Raw genomic sequence first — 20314 nt, 5'->3', positions numbered from 1 at the left:
TACCCAGGATCGGCAGGCTCAGCCCGTCGGAGCGCGGTCACCGCCTCACGGTCAGTGAGCGGGCGCGGCGGCTGCGAGGAGGCGGCCTTCGGCGTAGCCGAGGGCGGTGGCGGGGAGCTGTCCGGGCCGGCCGCTGAGCAGCACGGAGAGGCTGCCGGTGGGGTCCGCGTCGGGCGCGGGTTCGGCGCCGATCCGGCGCAGCGCCTGGGCGGCGACGGCGTCGGCGGAGCCGTGGAAGACGATCGGCGGCAGCCCGTCCCGGCGGCGCGCCTCCAGGGCGGCGAGGATGCGTTCCTCGACCAGCTCGTAGTGGGTGCAGCCGAGGACGACGGCACGGACGTCCGTCGGGGTGAGGACGGCGGCGGCGGCGACGGCCGCGTCCACGGCGTCCCGGTCGGCGTGCTCCACGGCGTCGGCGAGCCCCGGGCAGGGCACCTCGGTGACCTCGGCGCCCTCCGCGAAGTCGCGGATGAGCCCGCGCTGGTAGGCGCTGCCGGTGGTGGCCGGGGTGGCCCAGATGGCGACCTTGCCGCCGCCGGTGGCGGCGGGCTTGATCGCGGGGACGGTGCCGATGACGGGGATGCCCGGTTCGAGCGCGGCGCGCAGGGCGGGCAGGGCGTGCACGGTGGCGGTGTTGCAGGCCACGATGAGCGCTTCCGGCCCGTGCTCGGCGGCGGCGCGGGCGACCGCGAGGGCGCGCTCGGTGAGGTCCTCGGGGGTACGGGGACCCCACGGCATGCCCTCGGGGTCGTTGGAGAGGAGCAGATCGGCGTCCGGCCGCAGCCGGCGCACCGCGGCAGCCGCCGGGAGCAGGCCGATTCCGGAATCCATGAGCGCGATCTTCACCCGGTCACCCTAGCCGATGGCCCTCGCACACCCGCCGATCTGGGGCAGACTGCGAGGAATGAGCCCCCTTGCCTGGTTCGCGACCGCCTCCCTGGCCGTCTGGCTCTGGCTGCTGCTCGGTCAGGGCTTCTTCTGGCGCACGGACCAGCGTCTGCCACGGGTCGGCGGGGACGGTGGCGTGCCCGCCGGGGGCGGGTGGCCGCGGGTGGTGGTCGTCGTCCCGGCACGGGACGAGGCCGAGGTGCTGCCCCTGAGTCTGCCGTCGCTGCTGACGCAGGACTATCCCGGCGAGGCCGAGGTGATCCTGGTCGACGACGGCAGCACGGACGGCACGGGCCCCCTCGCGACCGAGCTCGCGCAGCGGTACGGAGCGGCCGGCGTGCGGCCCGCCGGGTCGGCCACGACCGACGGGGACGCCGGGCCGCACGGCGGGGCCGTCACGGCCGGCGGAGGGACGGCCGGGCCGTCTGGCGTGGCCCCCTTGCCGCGCGGCGGGTTGCCGCTGACCGTGGTGTCGCCGGGCGAGCCGGAGCCCGGCTGGACGGGGAAGCTGTGGGCGCTGCGGCACGGCATCGCCCTGGCACGCGCGCGTGAGCCGGAGTTCCTGCTCCTGACGGACGCGGACATCGCCCATGAGCCGGACAGTCTGCGGCTGCTCGTCACGGCGGCGCGGGCCAACGGCCTGGACCTGGTCTCGCAGATGGCCCGGCTGCGGGTCGCGAGCCGGTGGGAGCGGCTCGTGGTGCCCGCGTTCGTCTACTTCTTCGCACAGCTCTACCCCTTCCGCTGGATCAACCGGGCGCGGCCCCGCGCGACGGCGGCGGCGGGCGGCTGTGTGCTGCTGCGGACGGAGACGGCGGTGGCGGCGGGGGTGCCGGAGGTGATCCGGCGGGCGGTGATCGACGACGTGTCGCTGGCGCGGGCGGTCCGGCGGTCGGGCGGCCGGATCTGGCTGGGGCTCGCGGAGCGGGTCGACAGCGTCCGCCCCTACCCGGGCCTCGGCGAGCTGTGGCGGATGGTGTCGCGGAGCGCGTACGCGCAGCTGCGGTACAGCCCGCTCGTGCTCGCGGGGACGGTGGCGGGTCTCGTCCTGGTCTATCTCGTGCCGCCGGTGACGCTGGCGGCGGGCGCGGTGACGGGGGACGCGGCGGCCGCCTGGGCGGGGGGCGCCGCGTGGGCGGTGATGGCGGGGACGTACCTGCCGATGCTCCGCTACTACCGTCAGCCGGCCTGGCTCGCGCCGCTGCTCCCCTTCACCGCTCTCCTCTATCTCCTGATGACGGTGGACTCGGCCGTGCGGCACTACCGGGGCCGCGGGTCGGCGTGGAAGGGGCGTACGTACGTCGGCGGAGCCGAGTTCGGTCGCGGGGAGTACGGGGAGTACAGGGAGTAGACCCACACCGTCACCACCGCTGGGCTCGGGCCGTCAGAGTTCCGGCGCGGCGTCCTGGAGGACGGGGCCCATCGGGAACAGCCCGATCGTGTCGGTGATCTCCATGAGGCGCAGCATCTGGTGGGAGGGCGCCCCCAGCCGAAGCGTGCGTCCCGTGTCGGCCGCCCACTGCCGGGCGGCCAGGAGCACGTTGAGGCCCGAGGAGTCGCAGAAGGACGAGTAGGTGAGGTCGACGGTCACCTCGGCCCCGGAGGGCGCTTCGGTGATCGCCCGCCGCAGCGTCGACCGCAGTCGTTCCGTGTGGTGCATGTCCAGTTCGCCGGACACACGGACCACGCAGGACTTCGGGGGTCCGCCCGGCAGGAGTCGGGTCGCTTCGTGTTCCAGGTTGGCCATCACGACTGTTCACCTCACGCCGTGCTGCTGCCCGCTCCGCACGGCCCGACACGTGCGCGCCGGAGCGACCGGACCGGAGGAGCGCATGGCGGCGCCGACGCGGGGCAGAGGCCGGGGACAGGAGCCGAGACGGCCGGACCGGTCCCGCACCCGTACCCCTCTCCCCGTCGGCGGAGGTGTGCCGGTGCGCGCGGTCCGGCGGAAAGCAGCCCGTCGTGACCTTGGACCACAGGACCGACGGCCACACCCTGCTCGTGAGCCTGCCGGCCGACCTGGACGTGACCGGCCGCGCCATGGCCGCCCTGCACCTGCAGACGCTGGTCCTCACCTACCAACCGCGGTTCGTGCGCCTGTACATGCCGCCCTGCCGTCCGACGGTGGCCTCGCTCAGTGTTCTGACCCGCTTGCGGAGGCTCTGCGAAGGTCTGGGGATCGTCCTGGCGCTCACCACGAGGCCGCCGGCCCCCGCGGGGGCAATCGGTTTTGACCGAGCACCGACGAACTCCCGTTACGGTCGGTAATAGCTTCATAATGCTGAGTTTCAATCCCTCAAGATCAGCATGCCGTGCCCCGCGGAAAATCCCCGGAGTTAACGCAGCCTTTAACAACGTTTTGGCAGGTCAGCCCGACAAAACCAGCGTAAAACGGATAACCGCAAGATGGGGTCTCCCCAACCAGCACATCGTGGGCTTAACTTATGTGCCATGACCTCCCCCCGCTCCACCTATGGAGGCGGTTTCCACACCGCGCCGTCCTTCCCGGACACCCCGATCTACGACTCCCTGGTCGCGGAGCGGGGCACGCCTCAGATCGCCCCGATCCGAGTGCCCGCCGCCTATGACACCGGCAGCAGCTTCCCCGTGAGCAACTCCTATCTGCCGGCGCTCCCCGCGGCCCTGCCCGCCCTCCCGGCGGCGCCCAGCCCGCAGCCCTCCCCCTCCTACGGCGGCGGTGGCGGGTACGGCTATCCGCAGCCCTCCCCGCAGATGGCCCCCGCACCCCTCCAGCACGCCCCCACCCCGTACATCCCGCAGCAGCCCCGCCCGGCCGCCGCCGGATACCAGGGCGGGTACCCGCAGCAGCCCCGCCCGGCCGCCGCCGGATACGAGGCGATGCGTCCCGCGGCCCCGCGGCCCGTACCGGCCCCGGCCCCCGCGGCGCCGATGTACAGCGACCCGTACAACCGCCCCTACCAGGGCGGGGGTTACTGACAGGGGCGGAAATACCGGCCGACGAGGGCCGGGGCGGCTGGCAGGATGACGGCATGTCCAATCCTGTACTCCGCTCCGTCCACGTCCATCCGGTGAAGGCCATGCGCGCGCTGGCGCCCTCGGAGGCCGAGGTGGAGCCCTGGGGGCTCGCCGGGGACCGCCGCTGGACCGTCGTCGACGCCCAGGGCAAGGTCGTGACCCAGCGCCGTCACCCCCGGATGGCGCTGGCCGCGGCGGAGCTCCTGGCGGACGGCGGCGTCGCGCTGTCCGCACCCGGCCTGCCGACGCTGGAGGTCGCGGTGCCGGACCCCACCGTCACGGCCACGGTGGAGATCTTCGACAAGTACGTGGAGGCGGTACCCGCCGGCGAGGCGGCGGCCGCCTGGCTCTCCGCCTTCCTGGAGACCGACGCCCGGCTCTTCCACATGGACGCACCCGAGCACCGGCGGCCGGTCGACCCCGCGTACGCGCTGCCCGGGGAGACCGTGAGCTTCGCCGACGGCTATCCGCTCCTCGCCGCCACCACCGCCTCGCTCGACGCCCTCAACGCCCTGATCGCGGCCGGCGACCACGCCCACGAGGGCCCCCTGCCGATGAACCGGTTCCGCCCGAACCTCGTGATCGAGGGGACCGGGCCGTGGGCGGAGGACGGTTGGACCCGGCTCGCCGTCGGCGAGGTCACCTTCCGCGTCGCGCGGCCCTGCGGGCGCTGCGTCGTCACCACGACGGACCAGTCCACCGCCGAGCGCGGCAAGGAGCCGCTGCGCTCCCTCGCCCTGCACCGCAGGCGCGACGGCCGCGCGATCTTCGGCCAGAACCTCGTCCCCGAGCACCGCGGCACGGTCCGGGTCGGCGACCCCGTGAAGATCCTCGACTGAGGATCCCCCGCCGGGTGGCGCCGCCGGGGCGCCCGACAGGCGGGGAACGCCCGCCCGGGGCAGACTCGTCGGAGCAGCGGCGAGCAACGAGGGGGTCCTGACGTGCGTGCGGCCACCGGAGTCTGGCGCTGGCGGCGCAATCCCCTGCGCCGGACCACGGACCTGGTCGAGGCCTGGGTCGCCCTCACGGCGGCGGGCCTCCTCTGCCTCCTCGTGCCCCTGACCGGCTGGGCCGCGGGCTCGTCCGCGCACGGCTCGCTCCAGCGCGCGGTCCGCGCCCAGCAGGAGCAGCGGCTGCCGACGGCGGCCCGGGTCCTGCGGCTCGTCGATGTACCGGCGAGCGGTCCCCGGACGACCGAGACAGCCGGGGAGCAGCGGCTGCGCCGGGCCGTGCTGGCGCGCTGGACCGCCCCGGACGGCACGACCCGGACGGGCACGCTGCCCACGGCGAGGCGGCACGCCACGCCGGGCGACACCCTCGCCCTGTGGACCGACCGGGCGGGGCGCCCGGTGTCGCCGCCGATGCCGCCGGGCACGGCCCGCGCGCACGCACTCATCGCCGGCCTCATGGCCGCGCTCCTCACCGGTCTGACGGTGGAGACCGTGCGCCGTCTCGTCGTCCGCCGGCTCGTCCTGCGGCGGTACGCGCGCCTGGACCGCGCGTGGGCGGCGGCCGGGCCGGACTGGGGCCGCGCGGACACCGGCAGCTGACCCGTACCCCCTCCCCCGGTCCCCGTAGGGGGAAGCCCTCACGACCCGTCAACCCCGAGCCGCCGCGCGCGCTACGGTGGGGCATCGGTTCAGCGGCAAGGCATCAGGCGGGGGCAGGGCACACCCATGGCACAGGGCACGGTCCAGGTGACGCACACCGGCACATCGCGGTGGCGGCGCCGCACGGGTGAGTACGCCTCCCTCGCCGCCGCCCTGGAGGCCGCGAGCGACGGGGACGTCCTGACCGTCGCCCCCGGCACCTACCGGGAGAACCTCGTCGTACGACGGGCCGTCACCCTGCGCGGCCCGGAGGGCTCGGTCGGCTCGGTGCGGATCGCACCGCCGGACGGGGTGGCGCTGACCGTCCGCGCCTCCGTCACCGTCCAGGACCTGCACATCGAGGGGCAGGACGTCGCCGCGCCCGCGCTCCTCGTCGAGGACGGCACGCCCGAACTGCTCGACCTGCGGATCATGACGCGCTCGGCCGCCGGGATCGAGGTGCGGGGCGCCGCCCGCCCGACGGTCCGCCGCTGCACGATCGACAACCCCGCCGGGGTCGGCATCGCCGTCGTCGACGGCGCGGGCGGGGTCTTCGAGGAGTGCGAGGTGGTCTCGGCCGGTCAGGCCGGCGTCTCGGTGCGCGGCGGGGCGCATCCGCGCCTGGAGCGCTGCCGCGTGCACCACGCGTCCGGGGCGGGGATCGCGGTCACCGGCGAGGGCAGCGGCCTGGAGGGCCTCGGCTGCGAGGTGTACGAGATCAAGGGTGCCGGACTGCAGATCGCGGCCCGCGCCACCGCGCACCTCACCGACTCCTCGGTGCACCGGACGTCGGCGGACGGCATCACGCTCGACACGGACGCCGTCCTCACGCTCTCGGACTGCGACATCCACGACGTCCCGGAGAACGCGGTCGACCTGCGCTCCCGCTCGGTGCTGACGCTGACCCGCTCGACCGTCCGCCGCTTCGGGCGCAACGGCCTGTCGGTGTGGGACCCGGGCACGCGGGTGGACGCCAACCAGTGCGAGATCCACGACAGCACGGGCGACTACCCGGCGGTGTGGGTGAGTGACGGCGCCACCGTGGTCCTGGACGCGTGCCGGGTGCACGACGTGCCGGACGCGCTCTTCGTCCTCGACCGGGGCTCGCGCGTGGACGTGGTCGACAGCGATCTGTCGCAGGTGCGGAACACGGCGGTGTCGGTGAGCGACGGGGCGACGGCGCAGCTCGACGACTGCAGGATCCGGGAGGCGTCCACGGGCGCCTGGTTCCGGGACCACGGCAGCGGCGGCACCCTCGCGGGGTGCACGATCGACGCCGTGCAGACCGGGGTCATCGTCACCAAGGGCGCCGACCCGACGATCGACCGGTGCACGGTCACCTCGCCCGCCGAGGCGGGTTTCTACGTGTCGGCCGAGGGCCGCGGCTCCTTCCACGGCTGCCGGGTCACGGGCAGCGGCGGATACGGCTTCCACGTCACGGACGGCTGCCGGACGAGCCTGCGCAAGTGCCGCACGGAGCGGTGCGCGCGCGGCGGGTACGAGTTCCCGGAGGAGGGCGCGGTCGCGGAGGACTGCACCAGCGACGAGAGCTCGGTCCGCTCCTCCGTGCCCGACGGCGGCACCGTGCTGACGGCCACGCAGCCGGCGGGGCTCCTCGGGTCGGTTCCCGTGCCCCGTACCCAGCCCTCCGCCGTCCCTCCGGTGGCCCCGGCGCCCGTCCCGGAGGCCCGGTCCTCGCAGGACGTGCTGGGTGAACTGGACGCCCTGGTGGGCCTGGAGAGCGTCAAGCACGAGGTGCGGACGCTGACCAACATGATCGAGGTGGGGCGTCGGCGTCAGGAGGCGGGCCTGAAGGCGGCCTCGGTCCGCCGTCATCTGGTCTTCACCGGCAACCCCGGCACCGGCAAGACGACCGTGGCCCGGCTCTACGGAGAGATCCTCGCGTCCCTCGGCGTCCTGGAGCGGGGCCATCTGGTGGAGGTCTCCCGGGTGGACCTGGTGGGCGAGCACATCGGCTCGACCGCGATCCGCACGCAGGAGGCCTTCGACCGGGCGCGCGGCGGCGTGCTGTTCGTCGACGAGGCGTACGCCCTGTCGCCGGAGGACTCCGGCCGGGACTTCGGCCGGGAGGCGATCGACACGCTCGTGAAGCTGATGGAGGACCACCGGGACGCGGTGGTCGTCATCGTCGCCGGGTACACGGCCGAGATGGAGCGCTTCCTCACGGTCAACCCCGGTGTGGCGTCCCGCTTCTCACGGACCATCAGCTTCGGCGACTACGAACCGGAGGAGCTCCTGCGGATCGTGGGCCAGCAGGCCGACGAGCACGAGTACCGGCTCGTGCCGGGCACGGACGAGGCGCTCCTCACGTACTTCACGAAGCTGCCGAAGGGCCCGGCCTTCGGCAACGGCCGGACGGCGCGGCAGACCTTCGAGTCGATGGTGGAGCGGCACGCGGGCCGGGTCGCCGCGCTCGCCGAGCCGAGCACGGACGACCTGACCCTGCTCTACCCGGAGGACCTGCCCGAACTCCCCTGAAGGCCCGGCCCGTCCGGGTCGCGCCGGCGGGGGACGGCGGACGGCAGCCGGTCGAGGAGGGCGGAGCGCCGCCGGGCGAACTCCGGGTCGGCCTGGTAGTCGGAGTGGCCCAGGATCGGTTCCGGCAGCGGGTGTTCGCGCGTGCGGCCGTACGCGACGGGGTCGAGGAGCACCTCCGCGTCCACGGCCGGCCGGTCCGCCTCGGCGGGTACGCGGACGGGGCCGCCGATCGGGTCGGTGGCGCGGTGGAGGTTGCTCCAGCAGTGGACCGTGCGGTGGAGGGCCCGGAGCGCCTCGGGGCCGAAGTAGGCGGGGAACCAGCGTCCGTAGAGCCGCTCCAGGGGTGAGCCGTAGGTGAGCAGCGCGACCCGGCCGCGGGTGGCGGGCGGCAGCTGCCAGACGGCGGCCGCGGCGAGGACGCTGCCCTGGGAGTGTCCGGAGATGACGAGCCGGCCGCCGGTGCGGCGGGTCCAGGAGCTCATGCGCCAGGTGAGGTCGGGGACGGCCCGTTCGGCGTAGCAGGGCGGGGCGAAGGGGTGGGCGGCGCGCGGCCAGAAGGTGCCGACGTCCCAGAGGATGCCGATGGTGCGGCGGGCCGAGGCGTCCTTGTAGGCGCGGCGGCCCCAGGTGACGAAGAGCAGGAAGCCGAAGCCGATCATCCAGGAGCCGAGGGCCTGGGCGGCGGAGGCGGCGGAGGCGATGGCGGGGTGGGCGCCGTCGAAGGCCCGGCCGGGGACGTTTCCGCTGGCCCAGGCGCCGGCGACGGAGGCGGCCCCGAGGAGCAGGGTCGCTCCGGAGACGACGCCGACGAGGACGGGCGCGGAGTCGGTGAGGCCGGCGCGGGCCCGGCCGGCGGCGATCTGTCCGGTGCGGACCGGGTCCGGTTCGTCCTCGGCGTCGTAGTCGGCCTCGACGGCGGGCCGCAGCCGCCGGGCGTCGAGCACGGTCCGTACGGCGAGGAGGGCGGCGGGCGCGAGCAGCATCAGGAGCAGGACGGGGATCACGGAAGCCTGCCAGCTGAGCAGGACGGGCGGGCCGATCCGGGGCCCGTGGCCCGCCCCCGGGCCGTCGAGCCAGTCGGCGACGCGCTGGGCGACGCCTCCGGACATGACGCCGGCGAGGGCGCAGGCGAGCATGGCGACGGCGGGGCCGCCGAGGCCGCGCAGCGCGGTGCGCGGGTCCCGGCGGGGCCGCTGGAGGAGCAGGGCGACGACCCCGAGGGCGACGACGAGGGCGCCCTGGGCGAGGGTGAGGGCGCCGAAGGCGGCGTCTCCGGGGAGGGTGCCGGTGGAGACCCAGCCGGGGCGGGACCAGCCGGCGTGCAGGGCGGTGAGGACGAGCACGCCGAGCGCGGCGGCGGGCAGCCCTGAGACGAGGGCGCGCTCGACGCGCAGGTCGACGCGGCGCTCGCTGCGGCCCCGTCGGCAGACGACCCAGAGGACGACGGCGCCGAGGCCGGCCAGGACGGCCTGGAGGGCGAGGCCGAGGGCCGCGCGGGCCCCCGTGTCGTGGCGGGAGGTCGCGGTGGTGAGGGCCGCGGCGACGGTGAGGAACCCGGCGGCGGTGTGCGCGCCCCGGAGCCGGGCGACGAGTCGCCGCCCGTACCAGAAGCCGGGGCGCCCGAGCGCGGGGCGGAGCACGACGGGGTGGGGCGCGGGAGCCGCCGGCGTGGCCCCCGCCGCGTCCGGGGCGGACCCGGGCCCTCCCTGGGTGGGGATGAGCCCGTGCGGGGTGGGCGCGGTCCGGTCGTCCGCGAGCCCTGCCGGGGCGGGTCCGGCCAGGGCGGGTCCGGCCGGGGCGGGTCCTGCCGGGGCCGTCTCGGGCGCGGGGGCGTCGTGGCCGGTGGGCGGGCGCTGGGCCTCGTACGCGCTCCAGGTCCGGTTGGAGAGGTACCAGAGGAGCCCGACGAGCGCCGTCGGCACCAGCGCGGCGAGGGCGAGCCGGCGCCCGGGCGTCGACCACCACCCGCCCCGGTCGGCGGCGAGGAAGCCGAGCCAGGAGTACGCGTCGGAACAGGCCGCGGCGCCCGCGCACTGCCATGCCGTCAGATCGAGCGCGACCTCGCAGGCCGCGGCGGTGAGGAGCACGGTGAGGGTGAGGGCGACGAGCCGGACGAGGACCCCGTACAGCCGGACGAGCCCCGGCATGCCCTGGGCGGGCGGACGCATCCAGTGGGCCAGGTTGGCCACCATGAACGGCAGGAGCAGCAGCCATAAGGCGCGGGTTCCGTCGCCCGAGGTGAGGTTGGACCAGCAGTACGCCTCCGGCACCGGCCCCGCGGCATACCTCTCCGGGTGCTTCTCGGCGTCGAGGTCCTCGGTCCGCCGGTACACGGCGGCGGTCGCGTCACCGGTGACACGTACCGTCCTGGGGTCGTCGAGCATGGACTGCGGGGTGGCTCCGCCGACTCCGTGGACGAGGAGTTCGAGCGCCGCTCCCCCGGTCTCCGGGGCGGGTGTGGCAGGGGACACTTAGGGGACTTCCTCTCTGAGTGGGAGGATGCGACGTCGGAAACAGGATCGCTGACGTCCGTGCGCCCGCGCACGGTCTCTCACCGAATCCGACACTGATCCCCTCGTCCCCTGCGGAAGGACCGGCCCCGGCGGTGACTGACAACCAGAACCTCCTCGCGGAGCAGCGGCGCGCCCTGATCCTCGACGAGGTGCGGCGGCGCGGTGGTGTACGGGTCAACGAACTGACCCGCCGGCTGAACGTCTCGGACATGACGATCCGCCGCGACCTGGACGCGCTCGCCCGGCAGGGCATGCTGGCGAAGGTGCACGGCGGGGCCGTTCCGGTGGTCGAGGCGAGCACCCACGAGCCGGGCTTCGAGGCCAAGTCGGTGCTCGAACCCAGCGCCAAGGACGAGATCGCGCGGACCGCGGCGGCGCTGGTCGCGCCGGGCACGGCGATCGCCCTGTCCGGCGGGACGACGACGTACGCGCTGGCCCGGCAGCTGCTCGACGTACCGGACCTGACGGTGGTGACGAACTCGGTGCGGGTCGCGGACGTGTTCCACGAGGCGCAACTGACCGGCGGCACGGGCGAGGTGCGGCGCGGGGCGCCGACCGTCGTCCTGACGGGCGGGGTGCGCACCCCGTCCGACGCGCTGGTCGGTGCGGTGGCGGACCGCGCGATCCGCTCGCTCCACTTCGACCTGCTCTTCCTCGGTGTGCACGGCATCTCGGTCGAGGCCGGCCTGTCGACCCCGAACCTCGCGGAGGCGGAGACCAACCGGTGCCTGATGCGGTCGGCGCGCCGGGTGGTGGTCGTCGCCGACCACACCAAGTGGGGGACGGTGGGCCTGAGTTCCTTCGCCGACCTGGGCGAGGTGGACACCTGGGTGACGGACCGCGGTCTGGGCGAGAGCGTGCGGGGCGAGGTCACCGAGCACCTGCCCGGTCTCGTGGTGGCGGGCGAGGAGCCCGCGTGACCCTCTTCCGGGTCGAGCGGACCGTCCCGCTGCCGCCGCCCGAGGTGTGGCAGCGGCTGACGGACTGGCCGGCACACGGCCGCCAGGTGCCGCTGACCCGGACGAAGGTCCTGACGCCCGGCCCGAACGGGCCGGGGACGCGGTTCACGGCGCGGACCGGGCTGGGCCGGCTGTCCTTCGACGACCCGATGGAGGTCGTGCGCTGGGAGCCCCCGTCGGACGGCCGACCGGGCGTGTGCCGGCTCCACAAGTCCGGCCGGGTCGTGCTGGGTTGGGCGGAGGTAGCGGTGACGGCTGCCCCGGGCGGCGGCTGCCGGGTGGAGTGGACGGAGGAGCTCGCGGTACGCGGCCTCCCGCGCGCCTTCGACCCCCTCCTGGCCCGCGCGGGACGGTTCCTGTTCGGCCGGGCACTGGACGGCCTGCTCCGCCTCTAGGTCCTGTCGTCGTCCTACGGGCGGAGTTCCGCCGCCACCAGGGCCGCCGCCCCGGCCACGAGCGGGTTGTCCGCCTCCGCGTCCTCCTCGGGCTTGGCCGTCAGGACGGCCAGCAGGACCGGACCGCCGGCCGGCGGCCAGGCGACCCCCACGTCGTTGTTGCCGCCGTACCGCCCGCCGCCGGTCTTGTCGGCGAGGATCCAGTCGGCGGGCAGCCCCTTGCGGAATCGTTCGCCGCTGGTGGTGTTGGCGAGCATCCAGCCGGTCAGCCGGTCGCGGTCCCGGAGCGTCAGCGCGGCGCCGAGGACGAGGCGCCCGTAGGTCCGGCCGATGGCACGGGGGGTGGTGACGTCGGTGTCGCGCCAGGGCTCACCGGAGTTCAGCTCGGGCTCCCAGCGGTCCAGCCGGGTGACGCCGTCCCCGATCGACCGGGCGAACCGGGTGACGGCGGTGGGCCCGCCCAGCTCCCGCAGCAGCAGGTTCGCAGCGGTGTTGTCGCTGTGGCGGAGGGTCGCGTCGCAGAGTCCGGCGACGGTCATCCCGGCGGCGAGGTTCTCGGGGAGCCCGGTCCTCGGCGAGAAGCCCGACCGTTCGACGTCCGCCGCCGTGTACCGGATGCGCTTCGCCAGGAAGGAGCCGTCGTGGTCGAGGTCGCGGAGGACGGCCGCGGCGGCCAGGGTCTTGAAGACCGAGCACATCGGAAAGCGTTCGTCGGCGCGGTACGCCACCGACCGGCCGGTGCGGACGTCGTGTGCGAACACGCCCAATCGCGCGGAGTGTTCCTGCTCCAGTTCTCGGAGTCGGCCGGTGATACGGCTTGTCGAGGCGTGTGCCGTCCCCGCGAGCGGAAGGAGGGAGGCGAGCGCGGTGCCGGCGCCGAGCGTGAGCACGGTGCGGCGGGACCGGTGTGGCGCAGTGGTGGGCGTGCGGGACGCGGTGGGCTTGATGGACAAGGGAGTTCCCCTTCCGACGTGGCAAGATCCTTGCGGAGTCCATCATGGACGGGGGTCGTCGGGCCCCTGTGCCATTGACATCCTGTCAGCTAGGGTTCATTTCCGCGTCCGTCCTGGGAGGTCCGGTCCATGGCACGCCGACTGAGGCCGGTGGAGCTCGACTTCACCGCAACCGCGCCCGTCCGTCTCGTCCACTCGGCGAACCTGGCCGCACCGCCGGCGGCCGTCTACCGGTCGCTGGCCGTCGAAGTGGGCAGCATGCCCGCCTGGTTCACCGCCGTCTCCTCCGCCGTCCCGACGGGGGACGGGGCCGGGCGGACCGTCCGGCTGCGCGGGGGGATCGTCTTCGAGGAGACGATCCTCGCCACCGAGCCCGACACCCGGTACGGCTACCGGGTGGACCTCACGAACGCGCCCGGCATCACGGCGATGGCGGAGGAATGGACACTCTTCCCCGCCGGGCGGGGCACCCGGCTGCGGTGGACCATGGCCGTCGACGGCCCGGCGGCGATACGGCTGGGGTTCCGTCTCGCCCGCCCCGGCCTCGGACTGTCGTTCCAGGGCGCGGCGCGCCGCCTGGACCAGCGGCTCACTCCGGCCAGACCCCCGTCTCCAGGAACCGCTCGATAGCGGCGCTGTACGGGGCGATGTCCAGACCCTGGGCGGCCAGCCAGGCATCGGAGTAGTACTTGTCGAGGTAGCGGTCGCCGGGGTCGCAGATCAGGGTGACGACGCTGCCGGTGCGCTCCTGCCGGACCATCTCGGCCACGATCTTGAAGGCGCTCCACAGGCCGGTGCCGGTGGAGCCGCCGGCCTTGCGCCCGATGGCGGTCTCCAGGGCGCGGACGGCGGCGATGCTCGCGGCGTCGGGGACCTTCATCATGCGGTCGATCGCGCCGGGCACGAAGCTCGGCTCCATGCGGGGGCGGCCGATGCCCTCGATGCGCGAGCCGCAGTCGGCCGTCGCGCCCGGGTCGTTGTGGGTCCAGCCGTCGAAGAAACAGGAGTTCTCCGGGTCGGCGACGCAGATCCTGGTGTCGTGCTGCATGTAGTGGACGTAGCGCGCGATGGTCGCCGAGGTGCCGCCGGTGCCGGCGGTGGCCACGATCCAGGCGGGCTCCGGGTAGCGCTCCAGCCTCAGCTGCTGGTAGATCGACTCGGCGATGTTGTTGTTGCCGCGCCAGTCGGTGGCCCGCTCGGCGTAGGTGAACTGGTCCATGTAGTGGCCGCCGGTGCGCGCGGCGAGGGCGGCGGACTCCTCGTACATGGTCCGCGAGTCGTCGACGAAGTGGCACTCGCCGCCGTGGAACTCGATGAGCCGGCACTTCTCGGGGCTGGTCGTGCGGGGCATGACGGCGATGAAGGGGACGCCGACGAGCTTCGCGAAGTACGCCTCGGAGACGGCGGTCGAACCGCTGGAGGCCTCGATGACGGGCTTGCCCGGCCGGATCCAGCCGTTGCAGAGCCCGTAGAGGAACAGGGAGCGGGCGAGCCGGTGCTTCAGGCTGCCGGTGGGGTGGGTCGACTCGTCCTTGAGGTAGAGGTCGATGCCCCACTTCTCGGGGAGCGGGAAGCGCAGCAGATGGGTGTCGGCGGAGCGGTTGGCGTCGGCCTGGACCTTGCGGACGGCTTCCTTCAGCCAGGCCCGGTAGGCCGCGTCACTGCGGTCGACGTCCACGGTCGCCGGCGCGGCGTTCACACTGTTCTCGGTGGTGCTCATCCGTACCGCTCCTCGTTCACTGCCACTGCTTCGCGAGTTCGACAATACCCCTCCCACCTGGGCAAACGTTCCCTTTGACGTTCCATAGGCATCCCTTGTGGGGAGGCTACTGGTGCGTTCGCGGACAGCCCGGCACACTGGTGACGGCAACCGGGTGAAAGGGGCGGACGGCATGTCGGAACCCGAGTTCAGCGCGAGGGGTGTACGGATCGCACGCTGGCCGCGCTCCCTGACCCGCGCCGGAGAGGTACGGATCGAGGACGGCCGGCTCGCGCTGCTCACGAGCTACGGCAGCGAGATCGACAGCGCGCCGGTGACCGCCGTGCGGGCCGGGCGGCCGTGGTTCGCCAAGGCCGACGAGACGGTGGCGACGGTGAACGGGACCCGGTACCGGCTGACCCTGCACCACGGGGACGAGGACGGGCGCGGCGGGGACGGGACCGCGGAGTCGGGGCGCTTCCTCGCGGCGCTGAAGCGGGCCGCGGGGCGCTGACCTGCCACGGCTCGCCGCGAGTTGCGGGGCGGTCACCGCTGGCTCACGCTGGAACCACCTCACCGAGGGTCCACCGGTGGTGACGTCACGCGACGGTCCTCGTCCGGTGGGTCGGTGCACCTCTGTACCGCAGTGCCGCAGTACCGCATGTGAGATCCGAATCTTCGTCTTCTTCCGGACTACTTCGGGGAGTCGCAGCCGTGATCAGCGAGCCGAGCAGGTATTACGCGGTGGAGCTCCATGCCCTGCCGTCGCGGATCGGTCAGGTCCGCAAGATTGTCTCCGCACATCTGCGCCAGTGGCATCTCGACACCCTGGTCGACCATGCCGTGCTCGGGGTGACCGAGCTGTTGACCAACGTCCACCGGCACGCGCAGCCGGACAAGCGGTGCACGGTCGAGATCGAGCTGCTGCTCGACCGGCTGACCGTGTCGGTCAGGGACCACGATCCCCGAATACCGCAGGCCGGCCCCCTCGACGAGGTGGACGAGGCCGCGTACGGCGACGGGGCCGACGAGTTCGAAGGGCTCGCCACCTCCGGCCGGGGCCTCGCCATCGTCGGCGCCGTCAGCGAGAGTTGGGGCGTCCGTCCGTGCGGCGCCGACGGCAAGGTCGTCTGGTTCACCCTCTCGGCGCCGCCGTCCGCCCCGCCGGTCGAGGAGTGCGTCCGCCTCGTGCACGTCCCGCCGACCGAGCGCGCGTACTCGGAGTACGACCCGTTCCCGGTCCTCGCCGGCCACCCGGGCTGACTCCGCCGGGGCGTGCCCCGGTCACTCCTGGGCGATGGCCCGGAGGATCTCCAGGCAGGCCGCGCGGCGCGGCGCGCCGGACGCCGGGCCGCCACGGCGGCGACGAGGCCGCCGTACCGAGTGCGGCGAGCGAGCCCCGTACCTCCCCGAGGCCGGGGGTGCGGGCGAGCGCGGCCGGGTCGGTCACGGTCAGGGCACGGCCCCGGCCGGCACCGCTCCAAGTCGAGATCCCTGACCTCGGTGTCGCCGCGCCCGTGGACCTTGACGGCGTCGAGGACCAGGGCGCTTCGGCGTACCCCGCGGGGGCGTGGGTGGCGGTGGTCATGCCCGGCGCTCCTTGCCGGTCGCGCTGCGGCCGAACTGCTCCTCCAGGACGGTGAGCCGGCGCCAGTACTCGTCCTCGTCGATCTCCCCTGCGGCGAACCGGTGGCCGAGCAGGGCGATCGGCGAGTGCTCGTCGGGGCGGCCGTCCCGGTACGGGCGCCCGCCGCGTCCCGGGAGCCGTCCGGCGCGGCGGGCGAGGGTGACGATCCCGACGACGACGGCGGCCCAGAAGAGGGGGAAGAGAAGGATCCACGGGCCGGGGCCCGCGTGGGCGAGGGTGTTCATGAGGGTTCAGCTCCTCGGTGCGCGGTGGTGGTGTGTCCGTGGTTCGAGACTCGCCCCGGGAGGGGGTCCGGGGCGTCGTACGGGCAGCGGCTTCGCGTGTACGACAGCGGGAGTACGGCGGGCGGGTGCGGGGATCTTCCACTCTGTACCTACTGGTATGTACAGTGCGGTCATGAGCACTCCGAAGACCACGTCCGAGCGGCTCGTCGAGGCCACCCGCGAGCTGCTGTGGGAGCGCGGTTACGTGGGCACCAGCCCCAAGGCCGTGCAGCAGGCGGCGGGCGCGGGCCAGGGCAGCATGTACCACCACTTCGCCGGGAAGCAGGACCTGGCGCTCGCGGCGATCCGGCGCACGGCCGAGGAGACGGGCGCGGCGGCCGAGGCCGTGCTGGGCGGCGAGGGCTCGGCGTACGCCCGGATCGAGGCGTACCTGCTGCGCGAGCGCGAGGTCCTGCGCGGCTGCCCGGTGGGGCGGCTGACCATGGACCCGGAGGTGATCGCGGACCCCGTACTGCGCGCGCCCGTCGAGGAGGCGCTCGGCCGGCTGCGCGGCCGGATCGCCGAGGTGATCCAGGAGGGCCTGGACAGCGGCGAGTTGAGGAGCGGCCTCGATCCCGAGGAGATCGCGGCGAGCGTCGTCGCGACCCTCCAGGGCGGCTACGTCCTGGCCCGCGCCACGGGCTCGCGCGCGCCGTTCGACAGCGCCGTACGCGGCCTGCTCTCGCTGCTGTCCGCTCCCTGACCCCCGCTCCGAAAGGCCGTTCCGTGCACGCGATGCAGTACGAGATCACCCTGCCCGCCGACTACGACATGGGAATCGTCCGCGAGCGGGTCGCGACGCGGGGCCATCTCCTCGACGCCTTCCCCGGGCTCGGGCTGAAGGCCTATCTGATCCGGGAGCGGGAGGCCGGATCGCCGGTCAACCAGTACGCGCCGTTCTATCTCTGGGCCACCCCCGAGGGCATGAACAGCTTCCTCTGGGGACCCGGGTTCCAGGGCATCGTGCAGGACTTCGGTCGGCCGGTGGTGCAGCACTGGACGGGCCTCGCGTACGAGGAGGGGCCGGCGGCCGCGTCGGCTCCGCTCGCAGCGACGCGCCGCAGGACGCCGCTCGGCGAGACGGTGCCGCCGGGCGAGGCCGTGGCGGAGGCGGTGGCCCGGCACGCGCGGGAGGCGCGCCGGGACGGGGTGGTCGCCTCGGCCCTGGCCGTGGATCCGCGCCACTGGGAGCTGCTCGCCTTCACCCTGTGGGCCGGCGCGGAAGCGCCCGCCGACGAGGGCGAGCGCTTCCGGGTCCTGCACCTCTCGGCCCCGGGCCGTGGAGTGCTGGGGGCCGGACGGCGCCTGTGGTGACGCGGCCTCAGGCCACGGCGACGAGCGTGAGGTACGCGATGCCGAGGACCCCGCGGTAGCCGTTCAGCCAGGTCGAGCGCTGGCGGTCGGCGCGCTCGCGGGTCTCCGCGGCGAGCGGGTGGCCGGGGTTGGCCGCGAGCCAGACCTCGGTGTCGTACCGGTAGCCGGACTCGAAGTCCTCCCACTCGTCGGCGCTCGCGGTCTCGATCCACGCGGGCCGGAAGCCCGCATCGATCGCGAGGTCCACCAGGGCGCCGAGGGAGAAGTGGTCGCCGGCGCTCGCGCCGGGCCACATCGCGGCCAGCTCCTCGTCCGTCGGCGTGCGCTCCCAGAAGCCCTCGCCCAGCACGACCCGGCCGCCGGGCCGGACCAGCCGGCGCAGTTCGCGGAGGGCGGCGGCGGGGTCGTGCGGCAGCTCGGGGTCGCAGAGCGCCTGGCTCGAACCGAGGCAGAGGATCGCGTCGACGGGTCCACGGTCGGTGCCGCGGGCCGACTCCTCGACGAAGAGCGCGCGGTCGGCGAGACCGCGCTCCTCGGCGAGCGCCCGGCCGCGGGCCAGGTCCTCGGCGTTGATGTCGACGCCGATCCCCTTGGCACCCGGGGCGCTCTCCAGCACGCGCAGGAGCAGCTCGCCCCAGCCGCAGCCGATGTCGAGGACGTCCGCGGGAGCCTCGGCGGCGAGCCGCTCGATCATGCGGGTGGCACGGGCCTCGGAGAGGGGCCCGTGGAAGGTGAGGCTGCCGAGGCGCGGGGGGAGACCGGAGTCGGAAGTGATCATGATGCCGAACGCTACGCGGTACGAGGTCGGCCGCCCACCGGTTTTCCGCCGCGCGACCGGTTTTCGGCCGCCGGACCGGGACGCGCCGGGAGGGCGCCGCCCGGAGGCCGGTTCGCTCAGACGGACTCCCGGCCGAGCGCCGCCAGCGGGTCGTCGAGCACCGGCTGCCAGGCCAGCTCGGCGGCGCCCACCAGGCTGTTGTGGTCCAGGGTGCACGGCAGGATCGGGACGCCGCCGCTGCGGCCCCACAGGCTGCGGTCGGCGACGACCGCGCGGAGGCGCTCGGGATCGGCGTCGAGGAGCTCGCGGTGGAGGCCGCCGAGGATGATCCGGTCCGGGTTGAGGATGTTCACCAGCCCGGCGAGGCCGAGGCCGAGACGGTCGATCAGCTCCCCGACGGCCACGCGGACGCCCGGGTCGTCCCGGCTGGTCCTCAGCAGGTCGCGGGCCTGCTGGAGCAGGGAGACCTCGGGCCCGGGGTCCCGGCCCGCGACCGTGAGGAAGGCGAGCGGGTCGGTCTCGACGTCGAGGCAGCCGCGGCTGCCGCAGTGACAGGGGCGCCCCTCCGGATTGACCGTCAGGTGGCCGACCTCCAGGGCGAGGCCCGCACTGCCGGTGTGCAGGCGCCCGTCGAGGACGAGCGCACCGCCGACACCGCGGTGGCCGGTGGCCACGCAGAGGAGGTCGCGGGCGCCGCGCCCGGCGCCGTGCCGGTGCTCGGCGAGGGCGGCGAGGTTGACGTCGTTGCCGGTGAAGGCGGGGCCCTCGATGCCGGCGGCCCGTACGCGCTCGGCGAAGATCTCCCGGACCGGGGCGCCGGCGGGCCAGGCGAGGTGGAGCGGGTTCAGCGCGGTGCCCTCGGGCTCGGCCACGGCGGAGGGCGCGGCCAGTCCGGCGCCGACGCAGCGGCGGCCGCTCTCCCGGAGCAGCGCGGCTCCCGCGTCGACGACGGCGCCGAGGACCTGGGCCGGGTCGGCGGAGACGGTGACGCAGCCGGGGGCGGTGGCGACGATGGTGCCGCCGAGGCCGACGAGCGCGGCCCGGAAGCCGTCCGCGTGCACCTGGGCGGCGAGGGCGACGGGGCCCTTCTCGTCGACGGCGAGCCGGTGGGAGGGGCGCCCCTGGGAACCGGCGGCGGCACCGGGGTTGGAGTCGACGCGGATGAGGCCGAGGGCCTCCAGCTCGGCGGCGACCGCGCCGGCGGTGGCCCGGGTGACACCGAGCTCGGCGGTGAGGACGGCCCGGGTCGGTGCCCTTCCGGTGTGCACGAGCTCCAGTGCGGGGCCGAGCGCGCTGCGCCCCCTGTCGAGCCGTGTCCGGGTCGTCGTCGCCTTGCCGTTCATGGGGGCGAGTCTCCCATGATCGGAGGGTGGGCTGTCCCCCTGGGCGTCCCGCCCGGGGCGTGGGGGTGGATCCGGAGGGGGTGGGGGGCGGTACCTGTGGCCGGCGGGTGAGGCGGCCGTCCGGCGGGCGGGCCGGGCATGTGGCCGGCGGGCGGGGCGGCGTACAGCAGGCAGGCGGGGCATGTGGCCGGCGGGCGGGGCGACGTACAGCAGGCAGGCGGGGCATGTGGCCGGCGGGCGGGGCGGCTTCCGGCGGCTGGAACGGGCGGGGTGCCCCGGGTACCCCGCCCGTCCGGCCGCCGGGGGACGCTCCGGGGATCGGGGATCGTGTGCGATCCGTGTCCGGAGCGGGGCGGGGCGGGGGGGGGGGGGGGCCCCCCCCCCCCCCGGGGGGGGGGGGGGGGGGGGGGCCCCCCGGGCCGCGGCCCCCCGGGCCAAATACCCCCCCCTGTGCCCACAACAGCCGGGGGAGCTAG

21 protein-coding genes are annotated in these 20314 nt (G+C 74.8%); 13 read left to right on the top strand and 8 right to left on the bottom strand.

Annotated elements, in window-relative coordinates; genetic code table 11:
- Positions 1–51 precede the first annotated feature (51 nt).
- Positions 52–846: a glutamate racemase gene (locus ACF08F_RS28305; protein WP_392301352.1), complete on the bottom strand. Its 795-nt coding sequence runs from the start codon at positions 844–846 to the stop codon at positions 52–54.
- A gap of 58 nt (positions 847–904) precedes the next feature.
- Between ACF08F_RS28305 and ACF08F_RS28300 the strand changes: the two genes are divergently transcribed.
- Complete coding sequence (locus ACF08F_RS28300) at positions 905–2239, top strand: glycosyltransferase (RefSeq protein WP_392301351.1); 1335 nt, start codon at positions 905–907, stop codon at positions 2237–2239.
- Positions 2240–2272: 33 nt separating this feature from the next.
- Here the strand turns inward: ACF08F_RS28300 and ACF08F_RS28295 are convergent, their stop codons facing one another.
- Positions 2273–2635, bottom strand: coding sequence for an STAS domain-containing protein (locus ACF08F_RS28295; RefSeq protein WP_392301350.1), 363 nt, complete (start codon positions 2633–2635; stop codon positions 2273–2275).
- A gap of 215 nt (positions 2636–2850) precedes the next feature.
- On the opposite strand from ACF08F_RS28295, the gene ACF08F_RS28290 reads away from it, so the two are divergent.
- From ACF08F_RS28290 to ACF08F_RS28270, 5 genes are all read left to right on the top strand, one after another.
- The gene (locus ACF08F_RS28290; RefSeq protein ID WP_392301349.1) at positions 2851–3156 is read left to right on the top strand and encodes a hypothetical protein; all 306 of its coding nucleotides are present in this window, start codon (positions 2851–2853) and stop codon (positions 3154–3156) included.
- A 183-nt stretch (positions 3157–3339) separates the two neighbouring features.
- Positions 3340–3846, top strand: a complete 507-nt coding sequence (locus tag ACF08F_RS28285) for a DUF6643 family protein (RefSeq protein ID WP_392301348.1) — start codon at positions 3340–3342, stop codon at positions 3844–3846.
- Between the two features lie 53 nt (positions 3847–3899).
- Positions 3900–4724, top strand: coding sequence for an MOSC domain-containing protein (locus tag ACF08F_RS28280; protein ID WP_392301347.1), 825 nt, complete (start codon positions 3900–3902; stop codon positions 4722–4724).
- A 102-nt stretch (positions 4725–4826) separates the two neighbouring features.
- Complete coding sequence (locus ACF08F_RS28275) at positions 4827–5435, top strand: hypothetical protein (RefSeq protein ID WP_392301346.1); 609 nt, start codon at positions 4827–4829, stop codon at positions 5433–5435.
- 126 nt (positions 5436–5561) lie between these two features.
- Complete coding sequence (locus tag ACF08F_RS28270; RefSeq protein ID WP_392301345.1) at positions 5562–7973, top strand: right-handed parallel beta-helix repeat-containing protein; 2412 nt, start codon at positions 5562–5564, stop codon at positions 7971–7973.
- Here the strand turns inward: ACF08F_RS28270 and ACF08F_RS28265 are convergent.
- The gene (locus ACF08F_RS28265; RefSeq protein WP_392301344.1) at positions 7943–10444 is read right to left on the bottom strand and encodes a hypothetical protein; all 2502 of its coding nucleotides are present in this window, start codon (positions 10442–10444) and stop codon (positions 7943–7945) included. The two genes, ACF08F_RS28270 and ACF08F_RS28265, sit on opposite strands and share 31 nt — an antisense overlap.
- A 134-nt stretch (positions 10445–10578) precedes the next feature.
- On the opposite strand from ACF08F_RS28265, the gene ACF08F_RS28260 reads away from it, so the two are divergent.
- The gene (locus tag ACF08F_RS28260) at positions 10579–11406 is read left to right on the top strand and encodes a DeoR/GlpR family DNA-binding transcription regulator (protein ID WP_392301343.1); all 828 of its coding nucleotides are present in this window, start codon (positions 10579–10581) and stop codon (positions 11404–11406) included.
- The gene (locus tag ACF08F_RS28255; RefSeq protein ID WP_392301342.1) at positions 11403–11840 is read left to right on the top strand and encodes an SRPBCC family protein; all 438 of its coding nucleotides are present in this window, start codon (positions 11403–11405) and stop codon (positions 11838–11840) included. Before ACF08F_RS28260 ends, ACF08F_RS28255 begins: the two co-directional genes overlap by 4 nt.
- Before the next feature lie 14 nt (positions 11841–11854).
- Here the strand turns inward: ACF08F_RS28255 and bla are convergent, their stop codons facing one another.
- The gene (bla, locus tag ACF08F_RS28250; RefSeq protein WP_392301341.1) at positions 11855–12793 is read right to left on the bottom strand and encodes a class A beta-lactamase; all 939 of its coding nucleotides are present in this window, start codon (positions 12791–12793) and stop codon (positions 11855–11857) included.
- Positions 12794–12922: 129 nt separating this feature from the next.
- On the opposite strand from bla, the gene ACF08F_RS28245 reads away from it, so the two are divergent.
- The gene (locus ACF08F_RS28245; protein WP_392301340.1) at positions 12923–13423 is read left to right on the top strand and encodes an SRPBCC family protein; all 501 of its coding nucleotides are present in this window, start codon (positions 12923–12925) and stop codon (positions 13421–13423) included.
- Here the strand turns inward: ACF08F_RS28245 and ACF08F_RS28240 are convergent.
- A complete protein-coding gene (locus ACF08F_RS28240; RefSeq protein ID WP_392301339.1) occupies positions 13383–14513 on the bottom strand; it encodes a PLP-dependent cysteine synthase family protein in 1131 nt (376 codons plus the stop codon). The two genes, ACF08F_RS28245 and ACF08F_RS28240, sit on opposite strands and share 41 nt — an antisense overlap.
- Before the next feature lie 172 nt (positions 14514–14685).
- On the opposite strand from ACF08F_RS28240, the gene ACF08F_RS28235 reads away from it, so the two are divergent.
- On the top strand, positions 14686–15006 hold the full coding sequence (locus tag ACF08F_RS28235; RefSeq protein WP_392301338.1) for a hypothetical protein: 321 nt from the start codon (positions 14686–14688) through the stop codon (positions 15004–15006).
- Between the two features lie 200 nt (positions 15007–15206).
- Positions 15207–15755 carry an ATP-binding protein gene (locus tag ACF08F_RS28230; RefSeq protein ID WP_392301337.1) on the top strand — a complete coding sequence of 183 codons (549 nt, stop codon included), beginning with the start codon at positions 15207–15209 and terminating at the stop codon, positions 15753–15755.
- Between the two features lie 321 nt (positions 15756–16076).
- On the opposite strand, the gene ACF08F_RS28225 is transcribed toward ACF08F_RS28230, so the two are convergent.
- A complete protein-coding gene (locus ACF08F_RS28225) occupies positions 16077–16364 on the bottom strand; it encodes an SHOCT domain-containing protein (protein ID WP_392301336.1) in 288 nt (95 codons plus the stop codon).
- A 157-nt stretch (positions 16365–16521) separates the two neighbouring features.
- On the opposite strand from ACF08F_RS28225, the gene ACF08F_RS28220 reads away from it, so the two are divergent.
- Both ACF08F_RS28220 and ACF08F_RS28215 read left to right on the top strand, forming a co-directional pair.
- Positions 16522–17106 (top strand): TetR/AcrR family transcriptional regulator, encoded by a 585-nt coding sequence (locus tag ACF08F_RS28220; RefSeq protein ID WP_392301335.1) that lies wholly within the window; start codon positions 16522–16524, stop codon positions 17104–17106.
- A gap of 23 nt (positions 17107–17129) precedes the next feature.
- On the top strand, positions 17130–17717 hold the full coding sequence (locus ACF08F_RS28215) for a DUF4865 family protein (RefSeq protein ID WP_392301334.1): 588 nt from the start codon (positions 17130–17132) through the stop codon (positions 17715–17717).
- A gap of 7 nt (positions 17718–17724) precedes the next feature.
- Here ACF08F_RS28215 and ACF08F_RS28210 read toward each other — a convergent pair whose 3' ends face one another.
- Positions 17725–18495, bottom strand: a complete 771-nt coding sequence (locus ACF08F_RS28210) for an SAM-dependent methyltransferase (RefSeq protein ID WP_392301333.1) — start codon at positions 18493–18495, stop codon at positions 17725–17727.
- Positions 18496–18611: 116 nt separating this feature from the next.
- Positions 18612–19838, bottom strand: coding sequence for an ROK family protein (locus ACF08F_RS28205; RefSeq protein ID WP_392301332.1), 1227 nt, complete (start codon positions 19836–19838; stop codon positions 18612–18614).
- Positions 19839–20314 lie beyond the last annotated feature (476 nt).

The sequence above is a fragment of the Streptomyces sp. NPDC015130 genome (assembly GCF_043080005.1).
Lineage (GTDB): Bacteria > Actinomycetota > Actinomycetes > Streptomycetales > Streptomycetaceae > Streptomyces.
The sequence above is the reverse complement of the archived record's forward strand: the minus strand, read 5'-3'. Positions and strand labels throughout refer to the sequence as shown.